The 12,341-nt window shown below is 54.5% G+C and carries 9 protein-coding genes and 3 pseudogenes; 2 read left to right on the top strand and 10 right to left on the bottom strand.

What is annotated here, in order from left to right; translation table 11 throughout:
* Positions 1 to 42: 42 nt before the first annotated feature.
* Positions 43 to 159, top strand: a pseudogene (locus V9K92_RS02645) (IS6 family transposase); the annotation flags it as partial.
* An 87-nt stretch (positions 160 to 246) separates the two neighbouring features.
* Here V9K92_RS02645 and V9K92_RS22820 read toward each other — a convergent pair.
* The 7 genes and pseudogenes from V9K92_RS22820 to V9K92_RS02605 all read right to left on the bottom strand — a co-directional run bounded on the left by V9K92_RS22820 (position 247) and on the right by V9K92_RS02605 (position 7,555).
* Positions 247 to 2,117: pseudogene (locus V9K92_RS22820) on the bottom strand (ABC transporter ATP-binding protein).
* 248 nt (positions 2,118 to 2,365) lie between these two features.
* Positions 2,366 to 3,301, bottom strand: a complete 936-nt coding sequence (locus tag V9K92_RS02630; protein WP_337353493.1) for a LysR family transcriptional regulator — start codon at positions 3,299 to 3,301, stop codon at positions 2,366 to 2,368.
* Positions 3,300 to 3,476: pseudogene (locus V9K92_RS02625) on the bottom strand (GNAT family N-acetyltransferase); the annotation flags it as partial. The pseudogene V9K92_RS02625 and the gene V9K92_RS02630, both read right to left, overlap by 2 nt.
* Before the next feature lie 103 nt (positions 3,477 to 3,579).
* A complete protein-coding gene (locus V9K92_RS02620) occupies positions 3,580 to 3,735 on the bottom strand; it encodes a hypothetical protein (RefSeq protein ID WP_337353186.1) in 156 nt (51 codons plus the stop codon).
* A gap of 170 nt (positions 3,736 to 3,905) precedes the next feature.
* Positions 3,906 to 5,069, bottom strand: a complete 1,164-nt coding sequence (locus V9K92_RS02615) for a patatin-like phospholipase family protein (RefSeq protein WP_443094440.1) — start codon at positions 5,067 to 5,069, stop codon at positions 3,906 to 3,908.
* 193 nt (positions 5,070 to 5,262) lie between these two features.
* A complete protein-coding gene (locus V9K92_RS02610; protein ID WP_337353184.1) occupies positions 5,263 to 6,534 on the bottom strand; it encodes an MFS transporter in 1,272 nt (423 codons plus the stop codon).
* Between the two features lie 508 nt (positions 6,535 to 7,042).
* The gene (locus tag V9K92_RS02605) at positions 7,043 to 7,555 is read right to left on the bottom strand and encodes a MarR family winged helix-turn-helix transcriptional regulator (RefSeq protein ID WP_337353183.1); all 513 of its coding nucleotides are present in this window, start codon (positions 7,553 to 7,555) and stop codon (positions 7,043 to 7,045) included.
* 20 nt (positions 7,556 to 7,575) lie between these two features.
* Between V9K92_RS02605 and V9K92_RS02600 the strand changes: the two genes are divergently transcribed.
* Positions 7,576 to 9,090, top strand: coding sequence for an FAD-dependent oxidoreductase (locus V9K92_RS02600; protein WP_337353182.1), 1,515 nt, complete (start codon positions 7,576 to 7,578; stop codon positions 9,088 to 9,090).
* Between the two features lie 116 nt (positions 9,091 to 9,206).
* On the opposite strand, the gene V9K92_RS02595 is transcribed toward V9K92_RS02600, so the two are convergent.
* The 3 genes from V9K92_RS02595 to V9K92_RS02585 all read right to left on the bottom strand — a co-directional run bounded on the left by V9K92_RS02595 (position 9,207) and on the right by V9K92_RS02585 (position 12,314).
* Positions 9,207 to 10,142, bottom strand: a complete 936-nt coding sequence (locus V9K92_RS02595) for a LysR family transcriptional regulator (protein ID WP_337353181.1) — start codon at positions 10,140 to 10,142, stop codon at positions 9,207 to 9,209.
* 273 nt (positions 10,143 to 10,415) lie between these two features.
* Complete coding sequence (locus V9K92_RS02590) at positions 10,416 to 11,408, bottom strand: alpha/beta hydrolase (RefSeq protein ID WP_337353180.1); 993 nt, start codon at positions 11,406 to 11,408, stop codon at positions 10,416 to 10,418.
* Between the two features lie 12 nt (positions 11,409 to 11,420).
* The gene (locus tag V9K92_RS02585) at positions 11,421 to 12,314 is read right to left on the bottom strand and encodes an MBL fold metallo-hydrolase (protein ID WP_337353179.1); all 894 of its coding nucleotides are present in this window, start codon (positions 12,312 to 12,314) and stop codon (positions 11,421 to 11,423) included.
* Between the last annotated feature and the right edge of the window lie 27 nt (positions 12,315 to 12,341).

Genomic DNA, 12,341 nt, shown 5'->3' with positions numbered 1-12,341 from the left:
TTCGCCTATTCAGTGGTACGTACCGAAACCGAGTTGACTATAGCCCCGATCACCCTGTCTGGCATCGAGATAGTCCACATGATGCGCAAGCGACAGGAGATATATGCCTTCAATCTGGATCCCCCCTTGGTAGAACAGTTCGAAATACTTGCCGCATAACTGGCCGCAGGCACCGGCTCGTGGCGCTTCCCTGCGCCGTTGCGACAAAACCCATGCCGAAGAACGGCGCACTCGGCAGTCTATCGCTCAGTACGCGATGGACTGTCGGACGGAATGCGTTGGTGAAACTTTGATCATCGGCAGTTCGACTGGCACGAAATCCAGAGGGCGTACTGCGCTCGGTATCTCGTCAACCATGGGTTCTCTGAACTCGCTACGTTGCGTTGGATCAGCAATCGGAACAGTAGACAGTAACTTGCGTGTATAAGGGTGTTGCGGATTATTGAAAACCGAACGGCGATCACCAACTTCGACGATCTCCCCAAGATACATGACCGCCACTCTATGCGCGATGCGTTCCACGACAGCCATATCGTGACTGATGAACAGAAGCGTAAGGTGAAACTCCCTTTGCAGATCCATCAATAGATTGATGACCTGCGCTTGAATTGTAACATCGAGAGACGCAACAGCCTCGTCTGCGATAATCAATTTCGGATCAAGAGCTAGAGCACGCGCAATGCAAATTCTTTGTCGTTGTCCTCCGGAGAATGCGTGAGGGTAACGGTCAAGGTATTCCGCGGATAGCTCGACTTTTGCCAACAATTCTGCCGCGCGCGCAAGTAATTGTTTTGACGAACCCATACGATGCACCTTCATAGGATCCATCAGTGCTTGAGCAATCGTCATACGAGGATTGAGCGATGAAAAAGGATCCTGAAAGATCATCTGCGCTTCGCGCCTGAAACGGGCCATCGTCTTCCTCGACGCACCAATCATTTCGCTACCATCGAACCGGACCGAACCGGACACAGGCCGGTCCAATTGCATGATACTGCGTGCCACCGTCGACTTGCCGCAACCGGACTCTCCCACCAGCGCCAGGGTCTCGCCCGGAAATATATCCAGCGAAACGTTTTCCACCGCATGCACACGTCCGGAGGAACGACCTAGAACTCCCCCCTTCAGATCGAATCTCGTCACGAGATTCCGCACCTCAACTAAGGGCTTGCGTTCCGCATCAATGCCAATTCCCTTCATCGGTTTTCTTCCAACAATTTTTGCGCGGGCTCGAAGATCACCAGCGGGAACTTCTCCGGAACGTCGGTCTCTGCCATGCTTCCCAGACGCGGTACTGCGGAAATTAAGGCTTGCGTATAAGGGTGTTTCGGTGACTCAAAAATCTCGTAAACGGAGCCTGTCTCGACAATTTTACCTTTGAACATGACGCAAATGCGATCAGCCACTTCTGCAACTACACCCATGTCGTGGGTGATGAATAGAACAGACATACCTATTTCTTTTTGCAAAGCGCGGACAAGATCGAGAATTTGCGCCTGTATTGTCACATCCAGCGCTGTCGTGGGTTCGTCCAGAATCATCAAGGATGGTCTGCACGCCAAAGCGATGGCGATCATCACACGCTGCCTCATGCCTCCCGAAAGCTGATGTGGATACTGGTCCAACCGGTTGGCGGCATCAGGGACGCGCACCAGCTTCAGAACTTGAAGTGCAATCTCGCGTGCTTGCCTCGCAGATTTCTTCTGGTGGCGAATGACTGCTTCGGCAATTTGATCGCCTACTGTGAAAACTGGATTCAAGCTCGACATCGGATCCTGAAATACAATTGATATCTCAAACCCACGTAGATCTTCTATTCGTCGACTATTGAGCTTTGCCAGATCGGCAACCTGACCGTCTTTGAGCCGCATTAGCACCCGACCGCCCGTAATTTTGGCACCATCATGTTCGGTCAACCGCATGACGGTCATCGCTGTAACAGATTTGCCGGAACCCGACTCTCCCACCAGCGCCAAGGTTTCTCCTCGTGAAATTGTAAATGAAACCCCGTTTACGACGGGTATGGGTTTTGGAAGTTTCGAGGCAAAGCAGACTTCAAGATTTTCGACGGCCAAAATGACATCGTCAGGAAGGATCGTAGATGCAGCGTTCACCATGGGTAGAGCGATACTCTCGTGGAAAGGAACAGATTGCGAGTGCTATCGAACCTAACAAGCGGTCATCTTGTCAATAGTGGTAAATCGAAATGCGGGTTAAGAGACTTACGTAACATTAGGACGATACTGTTGGGAAACACGATCGGGCAACTAACGCGAAGCCGTACCACCCGCCAACCAAGCGTTCTTAGAACATTATGCGAATTTCGCATGACCCCATCGGATTTTGCATAGGCGTGGGATTTGCATTACCGTGTGATTGCTGCGTCCCGTGAAATGCGTTTTTCAGCGCTCTGCGCCATCAGTTTCCACAACGCATCATTTTCACGTTGCATGGAACCGGCTCGCCGGAAGACTCTCACTTCCATTTCCAGCGTCATTTGCTGTCCCCCTATTTGCACCAGTTCGCCTTGCAGGATTGATTTGCGAACGCAACTCTGCGGCAACCAAGCAACCCCTCTGCCGGCTACTGCCATATGCTTAATGCTTTCGGCAAGCGAGGACTGATAGACTGTCGTCAGGTTCAATGGACGGCGCCAACGGGCTCGTATCAGTGAGATGAGTTTTCCCAGATACCCATCGCTCCAGGAGTAAGCAAGGTAGGGAATTTCGGCGTCGCTGGTTCCGTCCACATCGAATATGGGTTTGCCGGTTTCATCAGTGCCGGACACTAGTATCAGCCTGTCACTGCCAACCTGCAACGATTCAAATGGCCCGGTTTTGAGAACCGGCGGTCCGTCGGGGTGATCATAAGTAAGCGTGAAATCACACCGACTTGACGACAGGTTCTCGATGCATTCGAGAAAATCTGCCGCATCCATGCTACTTCGTAGCGGAAGTCTGGGCACCTGAATCGTACTGATCCAAGTCGGGAAAAAATAGATGGCAAGTGTATGCAGGGCGGAAAATGTAATCAACTGAGAACTTGCTCCCGCGACATTGCGGCAATCAGTACGCAACCTGTAGGCATCACGAATAAGCTCTTGGCATCTTGGCAAGAACATATTACCCGCGTCAGTCAAATGGACAGGGTAGGTACTCCGGTCAACAAGATCAGCACCAATCCAGTTTTCCAGCGATTTTATCCGGCGACTGAATGCCGGTTGTGAGATGTTGCGGGCAGTCGCCGCTGTAGAAAAATTTCGCGTTGCGACAATCTCTAGGAAATCTTCGAGCCATTCCAATCGGGACGAGCGTCGGCGACGAACCGACCCGGATCGCGCCGAGCGGTTCAGAGCCGTAGCGTCGGTAGAAGGGAATGTTGCGCGGGTTCGAGGATTCAAGATAGGCTGGCGCGTGATCAAGATCGCACCGTGCAAGTGCGTACGCCATCAAGGCGTCACCGTGACCGTCTGACTGACCAAAAGCAACCGCTCGCGTCCCAATCTGTCAGAGGCGTTTCCCAGGATCGGCCCAGCGAAAAACTCGCAGATGGCAAAGCTTGCGAATAGAAAGCCGATCGTCAAGCGGCGTGGCGCCAAAATGCCGGGCGTAAAATGGTAGAAGAGGCAGGAATAAGACCTGCGCCGGCAGTATCCACGACAACGATCGCGAAAATCGGAAGGAGGCCGTTTCCACGCGCCTCTTCCGAGCGCGACTTATCAACTACATCTGTCATCCCGAGCCTACCTGCATGTGCGTTATACACATATTAGGAGAGGCTGCCTCGTGTCAGTAAAAAAGTGTATCATACACATTTTACGGTTGCCACTTTAATCGACGGTCGATTGATGAGGCGCTATATGAGAGATTGACAAAGGATAGCTCCGCATGTCTCGATGACGGAAATCACCGCGCAACGGGCTGCAAGAGTTTGAGCGGAAAGACTGGCATATGCTTCCACATTGCGCCGGAGATCGTCTGTTCGTAGCCATGTCTGTACACGGCATGCATGTAATTGCTGTCGAGTGGATTAAGCATCGAATAGGGAATTTGGACCTCGATCGATGCAACATGGAAACTTGCACCCGTGCGGCGGGCATGGTTGTAAAGCGCGGTCAATTCACTCTGAGCCTGAGACTTAAGGAAGGTCGAGTATGCCCGACCGAGGGATGACACTGTCCTGTTTGGCGTGACATTGAACTCGGGAATGAGCGCGTTGTTGACGATCACGTACAGATGAACTTTTTGCTGAACGGGTCTCTTGGAAAAAAGCGCGTTTTCAACGAGAAGAGGTGGTGTCAGGATCTGAGACGTTGATCCTCCGTCTGAGTGCAGTTCCTGAAACTGCCGCCCGTTTGACGTTGCCTGGATCATGACGGGGGGAAAGATGCCTGGGACACTTGCCGAGGCGACGACAACGTCTCGAAACAGCTTCAGGGCATCCGGATTCCCGCTTGCAGCAATGGCACCCATGTTCCAGATCACGCCGCGCTGGGTATCGAGGTTTGTCGTGAGAACAAGCAGCCGTCGCCCCTTGCGGTGTTCGGCAGCAATCTGGTTGAGGACATGGGGTGTGATGAAACGTTCGACATGACCTTTGAGCGGCCCGGGTTTGAGCAGGCTTGAGCCGAACACCCCGAAGGGACCGTTGAACGCGACAAGTTCCTGGGCGGCACCGCCCGTAAACAGATGTACCAGCGTCTTGTCGTAAGCACTGCCCAGGAAGGCGTATGGCGCAATCAAGGCGCCTGTGCTGACGCCGGTTACGACGTCGAAACGCGGGCGCTTGTTCGTGGCAGTCCACCCCGCGAGTACGCCGACACCGAAAGCGCCGCTGCCGCCGCCACCGGAGATCATCAGTATATTTTTGTTTTCGGACTGGGTCTTGACCATCCAGTCGCGATGTCTTGCAAGCGCTTCGTTGCGCGTGGAATAGCGGTAAGTGCGGATTTCACCATATCCCGCGATCAAGGCATTATCCGCCTCAAGGGCGTCGAAAGCGCGCTCTTGACCGTGTGTGCATCCAGACAAAACCAACGCGATGGGCAAAATCGATATTAATGTCCGCATCGATCGCGTGATCACGAAGCGAACAGCCAGCGCCCTTGCATGGAAGCGAAAGAGGGCATCCTCCATGGCGGAACCCATTGCTGTGTCTCCCGCCGGCCGCATATCGTTTCTGTTTTCCGATATATTTTGGCTTGTCATTTGGGTGGTTCTCTCGAGCCGAGTTAGGTTAGGAGCGCGGCTGTTGTAGCGGCGATCATATCTTTACAGGTTCGCCTTGCCCCTCCGCCTCCGGATCAGTGAGGGGAAGTCTTTTCCAGGCGATTGCTGCGGCAATCGCAACGAAGGCGATGATCGTGCCGGTCCAAACACCATAAAGTGCCTGGCCAATGAGGAAGCCGGCGATTACGGGAGAGACGGCCTCCGTAGCAGAAAGCAGCGACTGGGTCGTTCCCAGCACGATACCTTGACGTTCGCGCGGGGCATGAACAGAAAGCGCCGAGATGAAGGTAGGGCGCGCCAAGGCGTCACCGACACTCACGCAAAGGAGGGCGAAGACAATGACCGGAAGCGTCATCGCAAAGCCAACAGTGATGTAGCCGACGGCCACAATGGCACATATAAGAACGATCAGCCGACGCTCCGTGAAGTATCGCCCGAGCCATTGCAGCAGGAACAACTGGACAAGAATGTTAATCGCACCGTCGGCAGCCATTATGTAGCCGAGTTCGCGTGGCCCGAACGAATTGCCTTCACTGGTGAAGGTCGCCTGAAGATAGTTGGCGATCTGGGAGCCATACATACCATAAGCAAAGAAGTAGCAAAGCAGCACGATCACAAGCACACGGATCAAAGGAGAGCTGACGATCGACCTGAAAGAGACCTTGTCGATGGAGGCTTCATTTTTAGCCGGCTCATCGGAGCCATGGGATGCGGTCTGGCTGCCCTTGATCCAGATAGCAGTTACCAGCAGGCTGGCCGCCGAAAGCGCCATGGCGGCGTATATCGGAACGGCCAGCGAGATGCCGGACAAATAACCTGACAGGCCTGCTCCCACGATACCACCAAGTCCGACAGCGGCATTCAAAACGCCAATGGCCTGGCGCCGATTGGCTGCAGAACTGTGGTCTGCGGCATAGGCGGCGGCAGCGGTGAATGTCCCTCCCGTAAAGCCGAACAGCATGCGCGCCAACAGAACGGGAAACACCGCCGTGGCCAGCGCGAGCAAAAGGAAGCTGGCAAAAGCAGCGCCTTGCGTTGCGAGCAGGATTTTTTTGCGTCCCAAGCGATCGGAAAGCTGACCGATAAGTGGCGCGGCCACAAATTGGGTGAGAGCTTCGGTCGCGATCACCAGGCCGAAAATAAGCGGCGTTCCGCCCATTTCCTTTAGGTAGAATGGTAAAATTGGTAAAGCAGCAGCAGCACTTGCTGCATAGAAGCTGACGCTGAGGAAGACCGGCAGCATCATGCGCCAATCAAGTTTTGGCGTTGTTTTATCATTCGCTACTTTAGATGCGTTGGCGTTCATCTCGCGATTCCCTGCTGTTGACCGCACATGCGTCGCGGATGATCAATTCGCCGCACAGGGCTTTGTCGCCATCTGTTGAATGTGTATTATGCACATAATATGAATTGCGGTGGCACGCAACATAAAAGTGTATAATACACATTTATTTTATATTTATTCGTTCAGAATTTTGGGAACCTTCCGATCCATCGTGAGGCGAGGTACGGATCGCCCTGAAGGCTGCGGCAATGAGCCAGGGCGGAGCACCCGATGGCAATTATAACTTTTAGGGTCTGCTACAACGTTTGAATAAGCCGCTGGAAGTGGCAGAGCCTGGAACTAGCAGAGTTCAAGCCAGTTGCGCTTCGCTACGGCAATTGCCCTGAGGTCGACCACAAGAACCGCATCGTGTTCACCGTATGATGTTCGGATATTGATGGCCGCGGGACCTGGCGTCCGCACCAAGTGTATTCATAGGTTGGCTGCCTGATGTGACGGCAGAGTGCCTCGGGCACTATACGTCAGTCGCCTATTTGTCGGCAGCTGGCTGCCTGCTCATGCCGTCGGCGAACATCCGCATAAGCCGGATCAACTCATCGAAGTCCTCGCGAGGCCAATTCCGGAACAGAGCCAGGGCCATTTTTTCCCGCGCCACATCCACGGCCTCTGCCGCTTCCTTTCCCCGCGGAGTGATCACCGCCTCACGCACCCGCTTGTCAGTCGAACCTGCGCGACGCTCGACGAGTTCAAGCGCTTCAAGACGTGCGACCTGGCGGCTGACGGTCGTGTAGTCGCGCCCGACACCCTCGGCGAGTTCGACAACGCCGATCGGTCCCCGCCGCTCGATGGTGACGAGAAGTGGAAAAAGCGCTCGCTCGAGTGTGAGGCCAGCCAGCTCCAGCAACTGCGCATCACGCTCGGGCCGGTTCATAAGGCTGGCGATGTCGATGAGTGAGCGGTGCAATTCGGGCAACTTTTTCTTGATATGTGTATTATACACTTTTTTTGTTGACACGTCCACGTCTCCTGATGATATGTGCATTATACACATTGGAGGTGACAATGGAAGACGAATACACTCTCGCAGTTCTGATCTGCGGTGCCGGCGCAGCCGGCCTTACACTTGCTATCGAGCTCGCACGGCGCGGTGTTCCGTTTCGCCTGATCGAGAAGATGGATCAACCTTTCTCCGGCTCGCGCGGGAAGGGCATCCAACCGCGGACTCAGGAAGTATTCGAGGATCTGGGTATCATAGACCGAGTTGTGGCAGCAGGCGGCACCTATCCCCGGATGCGCGAGTACCAGGGTGATGGTACCTATGCCGAAAGGGACATGGCCGAGAAGGACGATCCGACGCCGGCGGAGCCTTATCACATCGCGCTGATGATCCCGCAGTTCCAGACGGAGCGGCTAATGCGCGAGCGGCTCGTGGAGCTCGGCCATCAGGTGGAATTTGGATACGAACTTGCGGGCTTCGAGCAGGATGAGCATAGTGTAACCGCACGTCTGATCGGCTCTGCCGGTGAGGAAGTCGTGCACTGCCGCTACCTCATAGGTGCTGACGGCGGCCGCAGCTTTGTTCGCGGTACCCTCGGCGTCGATTTCCCGGGCAAGACGCTCGACGTCCGGGCAATGGTGGCGGATGCCGCATTGACCGGCTTCGACCGCGAGATCTGGCACCAGTTCAACAACGGCAACATGGAGCGTATGCTCTCGATTTGCCCGCTTGCCGGAACCGATCTTTTCCAGATCCAGGCAGCCATGCCGCGGGACGGCGAGGTCGATCTGTCTATTGAGGGGATTGAAGCAATGATCCTCGAAAGGACCGCGCGTAATGACGTGAAGCTCCAGTCAGTGGCCTGGGCTTCTGCTTACTCCATGAATGCGCGGCTTGCCGATCGTTACAAAATTGGTCGCGTACTCCTTGTCGGCGACGCTGCCCATATCCATCCGCCGACCGGCGGCCAGGGCCTAAACACGAGCATTCAGGACGCCTATAATTTGGGATGGAAGCTGGCGGCGGTGCTCACCGGCGCTCCGGATCGCCTGCTCGACAGCTACGAAAGCGAGCGGCGCCCGGTCGCGGAATCGATGCTCGGGCTTGCCGCTGGCCTTCTCGATGCCGCTAAGCGAGGGGAGATGCGGCGCGGCCGCGAAGTGCACCAGCTCGACATCGGATATCCGGGCTCGCCGCTTACACTCAGCACATCCGGATGCGTGAGAGCTCTGCTTGCCGGAGATCGCGCTCCCGACGCTCCGCTTCGTGGTGCGGCCGGATGTTCTCGGCGCCTGTTTGACTTGTTTACCGGTCCGCACTGGTCGCTCATCGGTTTTGAGACCGAGCGCGATATCATCAAGGGGCGAAAAGACCTGCACATTCACCGGATCGGAGTGGGCTGCGAGCTAAAGGATGTGGATGGTCACTTCCGCGATGCCTACGAACTGATACCCGGCGAATGGGTGCTCGTCCGGCCTGATGGCTATGTCGCTACGATCGTAACCCCAGACGAGGCCTCCGCGCTCCAGGCATTCTTCGCGGAGGTGGGGCTGACGGGTATCGAACGATTATACCACTGAGTGTGTCGGAAGACCGTGGCGAACTTCGGGCCGACGAGAGCTGACAGATGCTTTCGAGTGGATTCGATCGTTTGTTGGGATTTACCATCAGGAATTTACGGCTGATAAGCTGTGCTTCAGCCGAAGTTTTCGACCAGCGGTCCAATTTGATCGCGAAGCCATTTGGCAGCGGGCTCCCGATCGGAATGAGCAGACCAGACCATGGCGATCGGGCTGACCTCCAGATCCAAAGGCACGGGACTTTCCGTTAGGCCAAAAATCTTTGCATAGCGCTGTATGATGCGGGTCGGCAGCGTAGCCACGAGCGGGGTCTTTGTTACTGCACTCAGAACTGTCAAGAATTCTGGCGCGGCCATCGCGACGTTTAACTTCACCTCGAGCTTCTCGAGGGCAGTGTCAAGGCATCCCTCGATAGCATCTTTTTGCGAAACAAGCGCATGTTGAAGGCGAAGATAGGTAGCCCTATCCAGCGGACCCTCAAGAGGCAGAAGATCTTTATTGTAGCAGCACATTAATGACTGCTCAAAAAGCAACCGGCGTCGATGCCGGCTGCCGCCCTCGTCATAGCATCCTACCCCCAAATCAATTATACCGTCGTCGAGCATTCGATGGATCTGATCTGGATTGGCCGGACGAGCGAGAAGCTTAATACCCGGCGCCGTTTCTCTCAAGACTGCGACCAAGTCCGGCATCAAAATAACTTCAAGCTCACTGGAGAAGCCAATCCTGAATGTGCGCGTTTCACTCAAGGGATCAAACTCGTCCTTTGAGATGAGTGCCTGGTGCGCCTGCGAGAGAATTTGCTGAATGGGAACGGAAAGTGTGTGCGCCCTAGGTGTCGGCTGCATAACTTGTCCGACCCTGACGAACAACTCGTCCTGAAACAGAAGCCGCAGGGTAGCCAAATTATGGCTCATGGCAGGCTGCTGTAACTTCAGCCGCGAGGCCGCCTGCGTCACGTTTCGGTCTCGCATGAGGGCATCGAACGCGATTAACAGGTTGAGATCGAATGACCACAAATTGAAATGATCAATAGTTGCCGTGTTGCTCATCGATCTAATCATTGCACAATTGCCACATAAAATCCACCTGGAGTTGTTCGTTTATTCCAGCGAGACACCCCAACAAGCATGCCGACGTCTGCGCATCTTCGCCCGCCTGAAGAATCTGGAGGGTCGCGCACGTCTTGCCTTTGGACATCAACCAGTCACAGATGAAAGGTCTCTTGAACAAGAGAGGCCTTTCCTTTTCTATGCAGTTGATCTCAGCGCCATCCCTCAATGGGGCTGCATCCACGTGCCGGATGGTTGGCGGCTGTTGGCATTTTATCCGGGCGAAAATTCTTGACCGTAGAAATCGCGGATTGATTTGAAGGCCAAGAGCCGGTTCTTTTCCATCAGCACGAGATGGGTGGATTCACCGATTTCGACCCACAGGCGGTATTGCGCTGAACGAAGTTCTTTGAAGTAGGCGAGTGCGAGATCAATCGTAACATCGATATCCCACTCGCCATGCAAGAGCAATGTCGGAGCTGTAATGTCCGAAGGTTGATAGTACGGTTTTCCCGCTCGCCAGTAGTCGCGGATATCCTGAATTGGTCCGTTTGTCGCACGAAGTTTATTGGGTGCCCTTTCCGCGCTCCACCGATCTTCGGCGAGCGAGAACTGTGCCCACTGCTCAAACCAGCCTTCCGGCACCAAGCCGTCCCGAGCGTGCTCCGGTGCCGTGCTCAGCCAGCGCGCCTTGCTGTCCAAGACCGGAACAAGTCGGTAGGAATCCAGATGGCCGCCACCATCAATTGGTATCGGTTTATCGCTGAGCCATTGCGGAGCCAATAACGCTAACTTAACGACCTTGTCTTGGTTGCGGGCAGCGAAAGCGCCAGCGACTGTTCCGCCCCATGACATTCCGAATATATTCACCTTGGTCAACCCGCGGTGTCTGAGAACGAAGTTCACAGCCGCAGTAAAGTCGGCCACGCCCGTGTCAGTATTGACGAGAGGAGGGTTCAGATTAGCCTCCACTTCCATTGCTTCCGGTTTCGTGGACAAACCGTAGCCCCTTACGTCAACGGCGAAAACATCATATCCGGCAGTGGCAAGATAGTCCATGAATGAGAGCCCACCCAGCGGAACGTCGTATAGGCTTCCTGACGAGAAAGTTGCGCCGTGCACCATCACGATTGTTTTCTCGGCCGTGAAAACCTCATGGCCATGAAGGCGCTTATTGCGTAGGTACAGATCTATTCCAGGAGTATCGCTGGGGATGCGATGTTCGCTGAAAACAATTACGCTGTTATTGATTGAGGTAGAACTCATGTCTTTCTCCGCTTATTCGTAGGTCCACTGGAAGGCTTCACCGTTGCGTTGCACGCGGCCGGCAGAGCTACCTGGAAAATGGGTTGCAAAATAAAGGACGTTGTTGTCGGCAACATATTCGAGGACACGTCTCCGCGCTTTCCTTGCGTCATCGGGAAATTCGCAGAACACAGTGTTCCATTCCGGCCGCAAAACCTGGGCCGGATGGTGCATGACGTCACCGGCAAAGATAGCTACTTCGCCGTTTGATGACATTTTAATCGACATGTGGCCGATGCTGTGACCGGTCGTGGGGATAAACTCAAAAATATCCAGGAACTTACCGCCCTCCGGCGCAATCCGGTCGACTAATCCCGCTTCGATGACTGGCAGCACACTGTCTTCATAGACGCCACGGCTAGGAATATTGGCCTCGTTATGGCTCGCCGTACTAGAATAGTACTGCTCTTCGGCCAACGGAAACACGTATAGCGCGTTCGGAAAAGTAGGTACCCACCTGCCATTGCGCCAAACGGTGTTCCAGCCTGCGTGATCGACATGGAGGTGTGTATTGAAAACATAGTCAACGTCCTCCGGCGCGATGCCCGCCGCCTGTAGGCGATCGATGTATTCTATGGACTGGCGATGGAACATCGGATTGAGTGGCCGTTCCTTGTCATTGCCGGAACCTGTGTCTACAAGAATGACGTGTTCGGGAGTCCTAATAAGCCAGGTGTGAATGCTCAGCGGAACTTCGGATCCGGAGTCTTCTAGATCCGCAGCGTCCAGAAACGCCGCGATGTCGTCAAATTGACCTGGCGCGGCTGTTGGATAGAGAAAAGCAGGAGCAACGTTTCGCAGCAGCTGCTCTGTTATTTTCACAATCGTGCTATCGCCAACGCGATATTCTTTCACATGATCGCTCATCGAACTGGATCCTCTTGGAATTATTGC

Source organism: Phyllobacterium sp. CCNWLW109 (assembly GCF_037203905.1).
In the GTDB taxonomy this organism is placed as follows: Bacteria; Pseudomonadota; Alphaproteobacteria; order Rhizobiales; family Rhizobiaceae; genus Phyllobacterium; species Phyllobacterium ifriqiyense.
This window is presented reverse-complemented; position numbering and strand designations above follow the sequence as displayed.